The organism is Streptomyces sp. NPDC014656, assembly GCF_043084305.1.
Taxonomy (GTDB): domain Bacteria; phylum Actinomycetota; class Actinomycetes; order Streptomycetales; family Streptomycetaceae; genus Streptomyces.
The window spans coordinates 218,953-232,962 of the sequence record NZ_JBIBZN010000001.1 but is presented as its reverse complement, the minus strand read 5'-3'; the positions used below and the strand labels follow the sequence as shown (position 1 = coordinate 232,962).

The 14,010-nt window shown below is 74.8% G+C and carries 17 protein-coding genes and 1 pseudogene; 10 read left to right on the top strand and 8 right to left on the bottom strand.

All coding sequences use genetic code 11. The features are described from left to right. Positions 1-87 precede the first annotated feature (87 nt). Positions 88-1,305 carry a saccharopine dehydrogenase family protein gene (locus ACF1ED_RS01175; protein WP_391756278.1) on the top strand — a complete coding sequence of 406 codons (1,218 nt, stop codon included), beginning with the start codon at positions 88-90 and terminating at the stop codon, positions 1,303-1,305. A 95-nt stretch (positions 1,306-1,400) separates the two neighbouring features. Here the strand turns inward: ACF1ED_RS01175 and ACF1ED_RS01170 are convergent, their stop codons facing one another. The 4 genes from ACF1ED_RS01170 to ACF1ED_RS01155 are packed head-to-tail and all read right to left on the bottom strand — an operon-like array spanning position 1,401 to position 3,156. Further along, complete coding sequence (locus ACF1ED_RS01170; protein WP_391756277.1) at positions 1,401-1,835, bottom strand: RidA family protein; 435 nt, start codon at positions 1,833-1,835, stop codon at positions 1,401-1,403. A gap of 53 nt (positions 1,836-1,888) precedes the next feature. Next, the gene (locus tag ACF1ED_RS01165; RefSeq protein ID WP_391756276.1) at positions 1,889-2,269 is read right to left on the bottom strand and encodes a VOC family protein; all 381 of its coding nucleotides are present in this window, start codon (positions 2,267-2,269) and stop codon (positions 1,889-1,891) included. Continuing rightward, positions 2,266-2,406 carry a morphogenic membrane protein MmpA gene (mmpA, locus tag ACF1ED_RS01160; RefSeq protein WP_391756275.1) on the bottom strand — a complete coding sequence of 47 codons (141 nt, stop codon included), beginning with the start codon at positions 2,404-2,406 and terminating at the stop codon, positions 2,266-2,268. Before mmpA ends, ACF1ED_RS01165 begins: the two co-directional genes overlap by 4 nt. Before the next feature lie 60 nt (positions 2,407-2,466). Continuing rightward, entirely contained in the window at positions 2,467-3,156 is a 690-nt protein-coding gene (locus ACF1ED_RS01155; protein ID WP_391756274.1) for an endonuclease V, read from the bottom strand. Positions 3,157-3,198: 42 nt separating this feature from the next. Between ACF1ED_RS01155 and ACF1ED_RS01150 the strand changes: the two genes are divergently transcribed. Then, on the top strand, positions 3,199-3,759 hold the full coding sequence (locus ACF1ED_RS01150) for an SMI1/KNR4 family protein (RefSeq protein WP_391756273.1): 561 nt from the start codon (positions 3,199-3,201) through the stop codon (positions 3,757-3,759). A gap of 35 nt (positions 3,760-3,794) precedes the next feature. Continuing rightward, entirely contained in the window at positions 3,795-4,094 is a 300-nt protein-coding gene (locus ACF1ED_RS01145) for a YciI family protein (RefSeq protein ID WP_391756272.1), read from the top strand. 12 nt (positions 4,095-4,106) lie between these two features. On the opposite strand, the gene ACF1ED_RS01140 is transcribed toward ACF1ED_RS01145, so the two are convergent. Continuing rightward, positions 4,107-5,291, bottom strand: a complete 1,185-nt coding sequence (locus tag ACF1ED_RS01140; protein WP_391756271.1) for a WD40/YVTN/BNR-like repeat-containing protein — start codon at positions 5,289-5,291, stop codon at positions 4,107-4,109. Positions 5,292-5,430: 139 nt separating this feature from the next. Here ACF1ED_RS01140 and ACF1ED_RS01135 point away from each other — a divergent pair. The 3 genes and pseudogenes from ACF1ED_RS01135 (at position 5,431) to ACF1ED_RS01125 (ending at position 8,422) form a co-directional block, all read left to right on the top strand. Next, a pseudogene (locus ACF1ED_RS01135) lies at positions 5,431-5,921 on the top strand ((4Fe-4S)-binding protein). Between the two features lie 161 nt (positions 5,922-6,082). Further along, positions 6,083-6,499, top strand: a complete 417-nt coding sequence (locus ACF1ED_RS01130; protein ID WP_391756270.1) for an SsgA family sporulation/cell division regulator — start codon at positions 6,083-6,085, stop codon at positions 6,497-6,499. A 276-nt stretch (positions 6,500-6,775) separates the two neighbouring features. After that, the gene (locus ACF1ED_RS01125; RefSeq protein ID WP_391756269.1) at positions 6,776-8,422 is read left to right on the top strand and encodes an ABC-F family ATP-binding cassette domain-containing protein; all 1,647 of its coding nucleotides are present in this window, start codon (positions 6,776-6,778) and stop codon (positions 8,420-8,422) included. Here ACF1ED_RS01125 and ACF1ED_RS01120 read toward each other — a convergent pair. Next, positions 8,408-8,884, bottom strand: coding sequence for an ATP-binding protein (locus ACF1ED_RS01120; protein ID WP_391756268.1), 477 nt, complete (start codon positions 8,882-8,884; stop codon positions 8,408-8,410). The genes ACF1ED_RS01125 and ACF1ED_RS01120 overlap by 15 nt on opposite strands. A gap of 191 nt (positions 8,885-9,075) precedes the next feature. Between ACF1ED_RS01120 and ACF1ED_RS01115 the strand changes: the two genes are divergently transcribed. From ACF1ED_RS01115 to ACF1ED_RS01105, 3 genes are all read left to right on the top strand, one after another. Further along, positions 9,076-9,921, top strand: coding sequence for a helix-turn-helix domain-containing protein (locus tag ACF1ED_RS01115; protein WP_391756267.1), 846 nt, complete (start codon positions 9,076-9,078; stop codon positions 9,919-9,921). A gap of 12 nt (positions 9,922-9,933) precedes the next feature. Next, complete coding sequence (locus ACF1ED_RS01110; RefSeq protein ID WP_391756266.1) at positions 9,934-10,164, top strand: hypothetical protein; 231 nt, start codon at positions 9,934-9,936, stop codon at positions 10,162-10,164. Between the two features lie 206 nt (positions 10,165-10,370). Then, positions 10,371-11,345, top strand: a complete 975-nt coding sequence (locus tag ACF1ED_RS01105) for an acyl-ACP desaturase (RefSeq protein ID WP_391756265.1) — start codon at positions 10,371-10,373, stop codon at positions 11,343-11,345. A gap of 44 nt (positions 11,346-11,389) precedes the next feature. On the opposite strand, the gene ACF1ED_RS01100 is transcribed toward ACF1ED_RS01105, so the two are convergent. Next, a complete protein-coding gene (locus ACF1ED_RS01100) occupies positions 11,390-11,662 on the bottom strand; it encodes a WhiB family transcriptional regulator (protein ID WP_391756264.1) in 273 nt (90 codons plus the stop codon). Between the two features lie 45 nt (positions 11,663-11,707). Continuing rightward, the gene (gene ligD, locus ACF1ED_RS01095) at positions 11,708-12,760 is read right to left on the bottom strand and encodes a non-homologous end-joining DNA ligase (protein ID WP_391756263.1); all 1,053 of its coding nucleotides are present in this window, start codon (positions 12,758-12,760) and stop codon (positions 11,708-11,710) included. Between the two features lie 52 nt (positions 12,761-12,812). Here ligD and ACF1ED_RS01090 point away from each other — a divergent pair, with 52 nt between their 5' ends. Next, positions 12,813-13,871 (top strand): ATP-dependent DNA ligase, encoded by a 1,059-nt coding sequence (locus tag ACF1ED_RS01090; RefSeq protein ID WP_391756262.1) that lies wholly within the window; start codon positions 12,813-12,815, stop codon positions 13,869-13,871. Positions 13,872-14,010: the final 139 nt, after the last annotated feature.

Here is a 14,010-nt window from a genome sequence, read left to right as displayed (position 1 = left end):
GCCGAGCAAGCGCTTGGAAATTCGACGGGGCGGCCGGGTCCGCTATCCTCCGCCGACGACGACGCCGAGGGACGGGAGTGGGGCTCGATGGACACAGGGGCGGACGCGGGGCGGGAGGCCGGCCGGGAGACGGCGGAGCGGCCGTACGACGTGGTCCTCTACGGGGCGACCGGGTTCGTGGGCGAGCTGACCGCGGAGTACCTGGCCGAGCACGCCCCCGCCGGGTGCCGCTGGGCCCTCGCCGGGCGCTCGCCCGCCAGGCTGGCGGCGCTGCGGGACCGGCTCTCCGCCGGCCGGCCGCACCTCGCGGACCTGCCGCTGCTGGTCGCCGACTCGGGCGACCCCGCCTCCCTGCGCGCGCTGGCCGGCGCGGCGCGGGTCGTGGCCTCCACCGTCGGCCCGTACGTCTGGTACGGCGAGGGCCTGGTCGCGGCCTGCGCGGACGCCGGCACCGACTACCTCGACCTGACCGGCGAGGCCGAGTTCGTCGACCTCGTGTACGTCCGCCACGACGCCCGCGCCCGGGAGACCGGCGCCCGGATCGTGCACGCCTGCGGCTTCGACTCGGTGCCGCACGACCTCGGCGTGCTCTTCACGGTGGAGCGGCTGCCGGAGGGCGTGCCCCTGCGGGTCGACGGCTTCGTCCGGGCCGGCGCGGTCTTCTCCGGCGGCACCTTCGCCTCCGCGCTGACCGCCTTCGGGCGGGGCCGGCAGATGCTCCGGGCGGCCCGCGAGCGCCGCCTGCACGCGCCCCGGCTGGTCGGCCGTCGGGCCCGCGCGCCGCTGGGCGCGCCCCGGTTCAGCACCGAGACGGGCACCTGGGCGCTGCCGCTGCCCACCCTGGACCCGCAGGTGGTGGCCCGTTCGGCCGCCGCCCTGGAGCGGTACGGCCCCGACTTCCGCTACCGCCACTACGCCTCGGTGAAGACGCTGCCGATGGCCCTCGGCGGCACGGCGGCGCTCGGCGCGGCCGTCGCGGCGGCGCAGGTCCCCGCCGCGCGCCGGTGGATGATGGACCGCTACGAGGCGGGCAGCGGCCCCTCGGCCGAGCGGCGCGCCCGCAGCTGGTTCACGGTCCGCTTCGTCGGCGAGGGCGGCGGACGCAGGGTCTTCACCGAGGTCGCGGGCGGCGACCCCGGCTACGACGAGACGGCGAAGATGCTGGCCGAGTCCGCGCTCTGCCTCGCCCTGGACCCGCTGCCGAAGACGGCGGGCCAGGTCACGACGGCGGTGGCGATGGGCGACGCGCTCATCGCCCGGCTGCGGGCGGCGGGGCTCCGCTTCCGGGTGGCGCACTCGGAGTAGCGGGCGGCCCGGGACGCGGCGGCCGCCGGACCGCGGGCCGTCGGCTCACCGGCTACCGGCTACCGGCTACCGGCTACCGGCTACCGGCTACCGGCTCACCAGCCGATCATGTCGGCGGGGGCGGTGCGGTCGTCCACGATCGCGTCGATCTCGATCTCGACCAGCCACGCGGGGTCGATGAACCGGGACACCTCGACGAAGGTGCAGGCGGGACGGACCCCGGCGAACCGCTCCCCGTGGGCCCTGGCGGCCTCCCGCCAGGTGGTGGCGTCGGTGAGCATGACGCGGGTGCGGACGACGTCCGCGAGGCGGGCGCCCGCCTCGCGGAGGGCGGCCTCGGCGATGTCGAGACAGCGCACGGTCTGGGCGTAGACGTCACCGGGCGCGGTGGTGGTGCCGTCGGGCGCGATCGGGGCCGTGCCGGCGACGGAGACGTACGGGCCGTGCCGTACCGCGCGGGAAAAGCCGATCTCCGGTTCGAGCGGCGAGCCGGAGGAGACGAGCCGTCGGGAAGTGGTGTGCAGGTCCATCCGCTCATCCTGCCCATCGCGCGCGCCGGTCAAAGCCGGGACGGGGACGGGCTTCAGGGCCCCATGAGCCGGAAGGGGTGCCCGGCCGGATCGGCGTAGACCCGCCACAGCGGCGCGCCGTCGGCCCCGCCCGCGTCGCTCAGCGGCACGGCTCCGAGGGCGAGCACGGCCCCGTGGGCGGCGGCCGGGTCCGGCACCCGGATGTCCAGCAGGAACTGCTGCTCGGGGGCGCCCCAGACGGGCGGCCGGTGGTCGGCCACCTCCTGGAAGGCGAGGACGGGTCCGTGCCCGTCGCGCAGCACGGCGGAGCCGGCGCCGACGGCGAGCCCCGGATCGGGGGCGTCGACCTCGCCGCCCAGCAACTCCCGGTAGAACCGGGCGAGTCCGAAGGCGTCGGGGCAGTCGAGCACGACGCAGCGCAGCCGCCCGCTCACCCGGTGGTCCAGTCGGCGAGCACGTACAGGATGCCGCAGGTCCAGGCGAGCGCACAGAGCGCGGCGACGGCGAGGGCGGCGGGCAGCGCGCGGCCGCCGGAGCGGCGGCGGGGGCCCGTGGTGACGGGGGAGGTCATGGAGGCCACTGTGCCGTGCGGGTCTGACAACCGGCATCCGTACGGCTACTCAGCCGCTACTCAGCCGCGCGCCTCGGCGAGCGCCCGCCGGCAGAGCGCGTCGGCGCGCCGGGTGGTCTCGGGGATCCGGTAGCGCGGGGTGAGCGCGAGGGTGTGCGCGCAGGCGTTGCCGAGGGAGATCCGGTGCCCGACGGAGACGAAGACGGGCTTGACGCCGGGCCGGGTGCGCAACGCCCGTCCGACCTCCCCCTCCTGGGCGAGGAGCGGCGCGAAGTCGCCGCGCTCGGGGCCGGGTTGCTCGTACGAGAAGGTGAAGGGGTTCTTGGCGACGCCGATCGAGGCGCGGCCGGTGAGCACGCCGAGGTGGGCGGCGAGACCGAACCGGCGCGGGTGGGCGAGGCCGTAGCCGTCGCAGACCAGGAGGCCCGGGTCGGCGGCGAGCGCGTCCAGGGCGGCGAGCACGGTGGGGATCTCCCGGAAGGCCAACAGCCCGGGCACGTAGGGGAAGGAGACCCGGCCCACGGCGGTGGCCTCCTCGACCACCTCCAGCGTCGCGGCGTCGAGCACCACGGCCGCGGCGGCGACCAGGTCGCGCTCGTCGTCGTAGGCCACGTCGAGTCCGGTGACGTGTCCCTCCCCCGCCGGCGGCCCGTCCTCGTCGAGCACGAGCCGTCCGCGCAGCGCGTGCTGGACGGCCAGCGCCGCCGCCTCGTCGGCGGGCCAGTCCGCCGGAACCCCGATGATCTCCATGCCGGTCACCCTACGGCGGGCGGCCTGGGGTACCGTCCCGCCGTGACCGCGATCGACGACCTCGTACGCCTCTGCCCGCCGCCCGCCGAGCCTCCGCCCGCCGTGGACTGGGCGGAGGTGGAGGGCGCCCTCGGGGTGCCGCTCCCCGCCGACTACAAACTGCTGGTGGAGACGTACGGCGCGGGGATCTTCAGCTCGACGGTGTGGCTGCTCGCCCCGGAGTCGCCGCGCGCCGACTGCGCGCTGCTCGCTCAGGCGGCCGAACGGGACGAGATCCTGGTTTCGTTGTGGGACGACGTCGGCGAGGAGCGGCCGGAGGAACTGGAGGAGCCCGGCGCGCGGGTGGTGCCGTGGGCGTTCGAGGAGGGCTCGGGGGCGTTCCTGTACTGGCTGGTGCGGCCCGGCAGCCCGCCCGAGGAGTGGCCGGTCCTCTACAACGAGGGGCGCGGCCCGCTCTGGGAGCGCCACGGCCCGGGCTGCGCGGCCTTCCTCCACGCCGTGCTCACGGGCACGGCGGAGACCTCCTACTTCGGGTACCTGTACGAGGTGCTGAAGCCCGCCGCGCACCGCTTCGAGACCGCCGCCGAGACCCTCGGGGGCTGATCGTCCCGGCGGGCCCCGCCGATAGCCTTGCACGCATGTTCGTAATGGAATTGACCTACACCGCGCCCGTCGAGCGGGCGGACGCCCTCATGGACGCGCACATCGCCTGGCTCGACGCGCAGTACGCCGCCGGGGTGTTCCTCGCGTCCGGGCGGAAGAACCCGCGGGACGGCGGGGTGATCCTGGCCGCCGGGGTCGACCGGGCCGCGATCGAGCGGATCGCCGCGGCCGACCCCTTCAGCTCCGAGGGCGTGTGCGCGTACCGGATCACCGAGTTCTACCCGTCGAAGACCGTCGAGGGCCTGGCCGGCTACCGCGAGCAGCCGCCGGCCTGACCCCGCGAGGGCTCAGCGGCGGGCGAGCCGCGCGATCCTGCCCTTCTCGCCCGAGGCCCAGCAGCCGCCGTCCGGGGCGCAGTCCACGGTGTCGTACGAGCCGGTGTCCACGGTCCGCCAGGTGCGGCCGCCGTCGCGGGTGAGGTCGGTGCCGGTCGGGCCGACGGCGAGGGCGGCGGTCCCGGCGTGCGGGAGCCAGGCGACGCCGGAGCGGTACGCGGGCGGGGGCGTCCCGGCGGGGGTCCAGTCGCGCCCGCCGTCGGCGGTGACGGCGGCGGCCCGCGGCGAGGGCTGCCCGGCGCGGTAGTCGCCGCCGACCGCGAGACCGTGGTCGCGGTCGCGGAAGGCGAGTCCGAAGACGCCCCGGGCCGGGTCGCCGCCCGGGACCGGGCTGTCGGTGACGGTCCAGGCGCGGCCCCCGTCGGCGGAGTGGAAGACCCGGGCGGTGGCGCCGCCGCCGGTCGCGAACCAGACGTCCTTCCCCGGCCCCCGGTCCGCCGTCACCAGACACTGCCCGCTCGCGGCGAAGCCGGCCTCGCCGGGCAGGGCGGCCGGCATGCCGGCGTCCGGCAGGACCTCCCAGGTCCGGCCGCCGTCGCGGGTGGACAGGATCCGGAACCTCCCGTCGACCGGGTCGCTCAGGGCGAGGCCGTGGCGGCGGTCGAGGAAGGTCACGCAGTCGTAGAAGGCCCGCGGGTCGGTGTTGCGGAAGGCCTCGGTCCAGGTGGCGCCGCCGTCCTCGGTGCGCAGCAGGCGGGACGCCTCTCCCTCGCCGATCGCGAGGACGACGGCCCGGCGGGCGTCGAGGGCCTCGACGTCGCGGAGCTCCAGGCCCTCCCCGCCGGGCGGCGAGACGTCGTGCCAGCTGCGGCCGGCGTCGGTGGTGCGCAGGACGGTTCCCCGGGAGCCGGCGGCCCAGGCGGTGCGGTGGTCCACCGCCGCCAGGCCCCGGAAGCGGACGTCGGTCCCGGTGGGGGTGAGCCGCCAGCCGGCCCCGGTCGCGGGGGCCGAAGCGGCGGCGGGGGCCGGGGCGGCGGGGCCCGTGGCGGTCGCGGAGGCCGCCGTGGCCGCGGAGGTCGTGGGGGCCGCGGGGGCCGTGGGGATCGCCCCGGCCCGCGCGGGGGCCGCGAGGGTCAGCGCCAGCGCCGCCCCCAGCAGTCCCGTCAGTCCCGCCCGCCCCGCTCTTCCCCTCGTCATCGTGCGTCGCGTCGTTCGCATCTTTCGCACAGGTGTCATGGCGCCGGAAGCTAGCGGCGGCGGCCCGGGCCCGTCCAGAGGGCGTCCCGCCCCGGCCCGCCGGGGTGCGGGACGCCCGGGGCGTTCCTAGGCTGGGCGCATGACCGAGGGAACGGACCGGACGGGCGCGGAGTCCCCGCTCGCCGGGAAGCCGCGGCTCAAGGAGTACGACGGCGAGGGCATCACCGTGACGTTCGAGCCGCGCCGCTGTCTGCACGCGGCCGAGTGCGTCCACGGTCTGCCCGAGGTCTTCGACCTGTCCCGCCGTCCGTGGGTGCTGCCGGACGGCGCCGCGCCGGAGCGGGTCGCCGAGGTGATCCGGCGCTGTCCCTCGGGCGCGCTCCGGTACCGCCCGGCGGAGGGCGGCGCGGCCGAGGAGCCGGACGTCCCCACCACCGTGCGCCGCTCGCCCTCCGGGCAGCTGGTGGTCCGCGGCGACCTGCTGGTCCCGGAGAGCGGGGGGTCAGGCGCGAGACGCGGGCCGTGCTCTGCGGCTGCGGCGCCTCGGGAAACCAGCCGTACTGCGACCACTCGGGGCCCTGCGCGCGGCCGGACGAGGACGCCGACGACGTGGCCGGGGACCGCCGGTGAGGCCCGCGGCAGCCCGTTCGGCCGTCCCTTTCGTCCTGCGGTGACGCACCTCACGTAGGAAGTGAGTGCACGTTCCGGCGGTTCCGCTCGTCTTCACGGGTGTCAGGTGCCCTGGTGTCGGGGAGACGCTCAGGATCGCAACCGCGCGAGAGGAGTTTGCCGTGTCCGCCGTGATCGAGCAGCCCGTCCAGGCCCGTATGGTCGCTTCCGCCCCCCGGATGGAGACCGTCCCCGCCACCCTTCGCTACGACCGCGAGGATCCGTACGCGGTCAGCATGGCCTTCCCGCCGCCGGCGACCCTGGAGGGCGTCGAGGTCTCCTGGGCCTTCGCCCGGGAGCTGCTGGTGCAGGGGGTCGAGCGGCCCGCGGGCGACGGGGACGTACGGCTCCGGCCGTACGGCTACGACCGCACGGTCGTCGAGTTCCACGCCCCCGAGGGCGTGGCCGTGGTCCATGTGCGCACCTCGGAGCTGCGCCGCTTCCTGGAGCGCTCGCAGCACCTGGTGCCGGCCGGGCGCGAGCACCAGTACCTCGACTGGGACCGGGACCTGGCCGAACTGCTGGGCGGCCTGCCGTAGGACCGGCCGGCCCCTCGGCGGCCCCCGGGCCGCCGTAAACCGTTTGCCTCCCCTCCGGGCGGGCCCTACGGTCGACGGGACCGGATCGCCTCCCGATCGGAGAAGGAACGTTGTTCATCTGAGGTCCCGAGACACCGTGCCGCGCGTGGCCCCCGTGCCGTGCGCGCCGTTCTCGACCTCGGTGGACGAGCCGTTCCCCACGCTGCCCGCGCCCCGGTGTCTCACGCGTCGCACCCCACCCACGCTCACACCGTGCTCGCGGCACCGGAGGCACTCGTGTCACATCAGCCCGTCTTTCTCTCCGCCACCTCGCTCTCCTTCTCCTGGCCCGACGGCACCGGGGTCTTCGACGACCTCGGGGTGACGGTCGGGCCGGGCCGCACCGGCCTGGTCGGCACGAACGGTTCGGGGAAGTCCACCCTGCTCCGGCTCCTCGCCGGGGAACTCACGCCCGCCGCCGGCTCGGTGACGGCCTCCGGCGAGATCGGACACCTGCCGCAGAACCTGGTCCTGGACACCGCCCTGCGGGTCGACGCGGTCCTCGGGATCGACCGGAAACGGGCGGCGCTGCACGCCGTCGAGGCGGGCGACGCGGCCGAGGAGCACTTCGCCGTGATCGGCGACGACTGGGACGTGGAGGAGCGGGCCCGGGCCGCGCTCGACCAGCTCGGCCTCGGCTCCGTCGGCCTGGACCGCACGGTCGGCGAGTTGTCCGGCGGCGAGTCGGTGCTGCTGCGGCTCGCCGCGCTGCTGCTGGCCCGGCCGGACGTGCTGCTGCTCGACGAGCCCACCAACAACCTTGATCTGTACGCCCGTTCGCGCCTGTACGCGGCGGTGGAGAGCTGGTCCGGGGTGCTGGTGGTGGTCAGCCACGACCGGGAGCTCCTGGAGCGGGTCGACCGGATCGCCGACCTCCACGAGGGCGGCGTGAGCTGGTACGGCGGGCCCTACTCGGCCTACGAGGAGGCGCTCGCCGCCGAACAGGAGGCGGCGGAGCGGATGGTGCGGGTCGCCGAGGCGGACGTCCAGCGGCAGCGGCGCGAACTGTCCGACGCCCAGATGAAGTTGGCCCGCCGCAGGCGGTACGCGCAGAAGAGCTTCGAGAACAAGGCGGTGCCGAAGGTGGTGGCCCACACCCGGCGGGGCGCGGCGCAGGTGTCGGCGGGCAAGCACCGGAACCTGCACGCGGACCGGCTGGCCCGGGCGCGGGAGCGGCTGGACGGAGCGGTGGAGGCGGTGCGGGACGAGGACGAGATCCGCGTCGAACTGCCGCGCACCTCGGTGCCGCCGGGGCGGGAGGTGCTGCGGCTGCGGGACCTGGAGCTTCGGTACGGGGCGCGGGTCGAGGGCGCTTTCGAGCTGCGGGGTCCGGAGCGGATCGCGCTGGTGGGCCGCAACGGCGCGGGCAAGACGACGCTGCTGAGGACGCTCGCCGGGGAACTGGAGCCGGTGTCCGGGGAGGTGGAGACGCTGGTGCCGCTCCGCTTCCTGCCGCAGCGGCTCGACATCCTGGACGACGGGCTCAGCGTCGTGGAGAACGTGGCCCGCTTCGCGCCCGCGGCGTCGGGGAACGCGATCAGGGCCCGGCTCGCGCGGTTCCTGTTCCGCGGGGCCCGGGCGGACCGGCTCGCGGGCACCCTCTCGGGCGGGGAGCGGTTCCGGGCGGCGCTCGCGGCGCTGCTGCTGGCGGAGCCCGCTCCGCAGCTGCTGTTGCTGGACGAACCGACGAACAACCTGGACATGGCGTCGGTGCGGAGACTGACTGCGGCTCTCCACGCGTACGAGGGGGCGCTGGTCGTGGCCAGTCACGACCTGACGTTCCTGGATTCGCTGGGGCTCACCGGCCGGCTGCTCCTCGACGGCCGCCTGCGGCCGACGTCGGCGGAGGAGCTCCGGATGGCGGTGGGATCAACGGTGCAGTAACGCCCAGGACTTGGTGCCGCCTTCGGGAGTGAGGGCGGGGGCCAGGCCCCAGTCCCCGCCGCGTTCCTCGACCGCCGCGGCCAGCAGCCACATGCTGCGGCTGCGGCGGTCGCGGCAGCGCTCGGCGTCCTCCGGCGCGCGGTGGGCGGGATGCTGGTCGTAGACGACGATCCGCAGGGCGTCGTACTGCCAGCGGACGCGCAGCACCATCTCGCGGTCGGGGGTGAACCGGTAGGCGGCGGCGACGAGTTCGGAGGCGGCGAGGGAGGCGGTCTCGCGGAGTTCGGCGAGGCCGTGGCGGGAGAGGAGGCCGTGGACGGCCTGGCGGGCGAGGCCCGCGCAGTAGGCGCCGCCGGGGAACAGCATCGAGTAGCTGAGGTTCTCCGTGGCGGGGGGTATGGGCTCGGCCGCCGGAACGGCGGCCGGAAGGCAACGCAGGGCGCCCTTCATCGGATTGCTCACATTTCCTGTACATGGGGGTGCTCTGCACACGGCGTTGGTCGCCCCGTGTGAGACTTGCGCTACCGACCGTAGCGCAGAAGCGGAGCACAGTGCTACTACTTGCACGTAGTGGCGCCGTTTCCGGACAAAGGGCGATCGACGGCGCGGGAAGGGGACGGCAGGGGGCCGCCCGCAGGACGAGGGAGAACGACGTGCCACCCAGGAGCAGCCCCACCGCGCGCCAGCAGCGGCTCGGCGCGGAACTGCGCAAACTGCGCGAACAGTCGGGGATGTCGGCCCAGCAGGCCGCCGCGCTCCTGGGAGTCGACCGCACCCGGATCCCCAACGTGGAGTCCGGCCGCTTCGGCATCAGCCCCGAGCGGGTGCGCACCCTGGCCTTCAACTACGGCTGCCCCGACACCGGCCTGGTCGAGCTGCTCGCCGCCATGGCGCAGGAACGGGACCGCGGCTGGTGGGAGGAGCACCGCGGGCTCCTGCCGCCCGCCCTCCTCGACATCGCCGAACTCGAGCACCACGCCGCCGAGTTGGCCACCGCCGTGACGACCCACGTCCCGGGACTGCTACAGACCGAGGAGCAGGCCCGGGCGGTCTTCGACACCGCCGTCCCCCCGCTCCCCCGCCCCGACCTGGAGGCCCGGCTCGCCCTGCGGCTGCGCCGCCAGGAAACCCTGGACCGGCCGGTGCCGTACGAGGCGGTGATCCACGAGGCGGCGCTGCGCATGCAGTTCGGCGGCCCCGAGGTCGCCCGCGCCCAGCTGGAGCACATCCTGGACCAGTCCGAGCGGCCCACCGTCACGGTGCGGGTCATCCCGTTCGCCGCGGGGGGTTTCCCCGGAGCGGGACAGTCGTTCACCTATGTGTCCGCGCCCGTGCCCCAGCTCGACACCGTGCAGCTCGACTCCTCGCACGGCTCGACGCTCCTCGACTCCGACATGAAGCTGCGCCGGTACCAGGGGCTGCTGGAACGGCTGCGCGGACTCGCCCTGTCCCCCACCGACTCCCGCGCGTTCATCCGCTCGATAGCCCAGGACCTGTGAAGGACCCCCATCATGGACGTCACCGCCTCCCCCTCCCCCGCCACCGCCTCGCGCGCCGACATCGCCTGGGGCGACGCCTTCTGCAGCGAGGGGGCCAACTGCTTCCGCTTCGGCCTCGACGACGCCGGCCGGGCCTACATCGGCTCGACCCTCGCCCCCGGGGAGTACGTCAGCGACTCGGTGGAGGCGCTGCGCGCGCTGATCTCCGCGGTGAAGTCCGGCGCGGCCGATCATCTGCTCTGAGTAGCCGATCAGTTGTTCACGGGTGACCACCGGCGACGTGACCTGCGTCTCTTTTGCCCGGCGCGAGCTGCGCACATAACGGAACGTAGCCGGACAAGCCTCAAGAGGGACTTGGTCGCCGCCTTACGGAGCCTTAACCTACGGTCTCGTAACCTACGAGTGCGTAGGTAGTTCCGTTTGCCCTTTCTCCGTCCCCAGGAGTTCCCGTGACGCTCACCTCTCCCCACCTCGACAGCTCGGCAGGGTGGACCGACGCCCGCTTGCTGTACGCGCTGGAAGAGGTGGTGGAGAAGGAGCTCAACCGGCACCTCAAGGTCGCCAAGGACTGGATGCCGCACGAGTACGTGCCGTGGTCGGACGCCCGGAACTTCCCGGGCTTCTTCGAGGACGGGGATGCCTGGGACCCCTCGCACTCCAAGGTCACGGACATAGGGAAGACCGCGCTCGTGGTCAACCTCCTGACCGAGGACAACCTGCCGAGCTACCACCACGAGATCGCCAGCCTCTTCGGCCGCGACGGCGCCTGGGGCACCTGGGTGCACCGCTGGACCGCCGAGGAGGGCCGCCACGGCATCGTCATGCGCGACTACCTGCTCGCCTCCCGCGCCGTCGACCCGGACAAGCTGGAGCAGTTCCGGATGGCGCACATGAGCGAGGGCTTCGAGTCGGACAACCGCCACTCGATGCTGCACTCCGTGGCGTACGTCTCCTTCCAGGAGCTCGCCACCCGCATCTCGCACCGCAACACCGGCCACCAGTCCGGCGATCCCGTCTGCGACCGGATGCTCGCCCGCATCGCGCTCGACGAGAACCTGCACATGATCTTCTACCGCAACCTGCTGAAGGCCGCGCTGGAGCTCGCCCCCGACCTGGCCATGCAGGCCGTGCGGGACGTGGTCGTCGGCTTCCGGATGCCGGGCCACGGCATCCCCGGCTTCGAGCGGGCCGCCGCGCAGATGGCGATCGGCGAGATCTACAACATGCGCATCCACCACGACGACGTCCTGGAGCCGGTGCTGCGGCACCTGAAGGTCCTGGAGATCTCCGGTCTCGGCCCCGACGGGCTGCGCGCCCAGGAGGAGCTGGGCCTGTACATGAACGGGCTGGACGCGGAGGCGTCGAAGTTCGACGAGAAGCTCGCCGCCCGCAAGGCCCGGATGGCCGCCCGCGCCGCGGGCTGACCCGCACCGCCCCGGCGGATCCGCGCGTACGGCCGCCGGGGCCGTCAGCCCCGGCCGCCGCGCCGCAGCCGGAGCCGCTCCTTCTCCGAGAGCCCGCCCCACACGCCGAACCGCTCGTCGTGCGCGAGGGCGTACTCCAGGCAGGCGACGCGCCCCTCGCAGGCGCCGCAGAGCTGCTTGGCCTCGCGGGTCGAGGAGCCCGGGGCGGGGAAGAAGAACTCCGGTCCGGCCTGGGCGCACAGCGCGTCCTCGCGCCAGGCGAGGTCGGCGGCGGGACGGGGGGCCGGGAAGGTCAGGACGTCGGTGTCGGTCTGCATGGCTCCACTCTGGCGCGGGGCGCTAAACACACCGTCAACGTCCGATCAACGCGGCTCGTCGGCCGGGCCGGGACCGTTCCCGTCCGCCTTCTTCTCCCGGCTCGGCCGGACCCGCTTCGGTTCGCCGGGCATCTTCGGGTACTCCGGCGGATAGGGCAGGTCCCCGAGGCCGCGCTCGGCCTCGTCGCGCCGGGCCAGTTCGAGCAGCGGCTCCAGGCCGAAGCGCTCGTCGTCCATGTCCGCGTGCACGTCGCCCAGCTCGGCGTAGCGGGTCGGCATGGTGCGGATGTCGAAGTCCTCCGGCACGGCGTCGTCGATCTCCTCCCAGCGCAGCGGGGCGGAGACGGGGGCGTGCGGGCGCGGGCGGACCGAGTAGGCGGAGGCGATCGTGCGGTCGCGGGCCGCCTGGTTGTAGTCGACGAAGATCCGCTCGCCGCGCTCCTCCTTCCACCAGCTCGTGGTGACCCGGTCCGGCATCCGCCGCTCCAGCTCCCGCCCGCAGGCGATGGCGGCCCGCCGGACCTCGACGAAGGTCCAGTCGGGGCGGATCGGGACGAAGACGTGCAGGCCCCGCCCGCCGGAGGTCTTGGGCCAGCCGCGCAGCCCGTGCTCGCCGAGGACGGCCCGCAGCTCGTGGGCGGCCCGGACGGCGTCCGCGTAGCCGGTGCCGGGCTGCGGGTCGAGGTCGAGGCGGAGCTCGTCGGGACGGTCGGTGTCCGCGCGCCGCACCGGCCAGGGGTGGAAGGTGACGGCGCCGAGGTTGGCGGCCCAGAGCACGGCGGCCGGCTCGGTGGGGCACAGCTCGTCGGCCGGGCGCCCGCCGGGGAAGGTGACGCGCGCGGTGGGGATCCAGTCCGGCAGGTGCTTCGGGGCCCGCTTCTGGAAGAAGGACTCCCCCGTCACCCCGTCGGGGTACCGCTCCAGGGTCGTGGGCCGGTCCCGCAGGGCGCGGGTGATGCCCTCGCCCACGGCGAGGTAGTAGCTCACCACGTCGAGCTTGGTGTAGCCGGGCTCCGGGAAGTAGACCTTGTCCGGGCTGGAGACGCGGACGGTGCGGCCGCCCGCGTCGAGTTCCACCGCTGCCGTCCTGCCTGCCATGAGCGCCACCCTAGGGCTCGCCCGCGGATGCCGCATACCGGACAATCGACCCATGGATCTGCCGGTGATGCCGCCCGTGAAGCCGATGCTGGCCAGGGCCGTGAAGAAGATCCCGCCCGGGATGCAGTACGAGGCCAAGTGGGACGGCTTCCGGGCGGTCGTCCACCGCGACGGCCCCGAGCTGGTCATCGGCAGCCGCACCGGCAAGCCCCTCACCCGCTACTTCCCCGAACTCGTCGCGGCGCTCGGAGAGCGGCTGCCCCACCGGTGCGTGGTCGACGGCGAGATCGTCGTCGAGCACGGCGGGCGGCTCGACTTCGACCGGCTCGCCGAGCGGATCCATCCGGCCGGCTCCCGGGTCCGGATGCTCGCGGAGACCACCCCGGCCCGCTTCGTCGCCTTCGACCTGCTCGCCCTCGGCGACGACTCCCTCCTCGACGTCCCGCTGTCCGAGCGGCGCGCGGCCCTGGAGCAGGCGCTGGCCGGCGCCGGCGCCCCGCTGCACCTCGCCTCCGCGACCCGGGACCCGGAGCTGGCCGCGCGCTGGTTCGAGCGGTACGAGGGGGCCGGGCTCGACGGGGTGGTCGCCAAACCGCTCGACCTGCCCTACCGGCCGGACGCCCGGCTGATGTACAAGATCAAGCACGAGCGCACCGCCGACGTCGTCGTGGCCGGATACCGCCTCCACAAGAGCGGCCCCGTCGTCGGCTCGCTCCTCCTCGGCCTGTACGACGACCGGGGCGCCCTCCAGCACGTCGGCGTCTGCGCCGCCTTCACCGCCGGACGCCGGGCCGAGCTGGTCGGGGAGCTGGAGCCGCTGCGGACGGACCCGGCCGACGGACACCCGTGGGCGGCCTGGGCCGAGGAGGCCGCCCACGCGGAGGCCCGGCTGCCGGGCGCGCCCAACCGCTGGTCGGGCGGGAAGGACCGGTCGTGGGTGGCACTGCGGCCGGAGCGGGTGTGCGAGGTCGGCTACGACCACATGGAGGGCGACCGCTTCCGGCACACCGCGCGGTTCAAGCGCTGGCGCCCGGACCGCACCCCGGAGTCGTGCGGTTACGCCCAGCTCGACGAGCCCGTCTCGTACGACCTGGCGGACGTGCTGGGCTGACCGGACGGGCCGACGATCTTCCCGGTCCCGGCGCCTTGGCGCCACGTGATTTCCTTCACACCGGGAGTGCCGTCCAGGGGCTTGCGCGGCGCCCGCCCGGCCCCGCCGCCGCCCGTCCGCGGCGGCGGCGCGCGGGCAC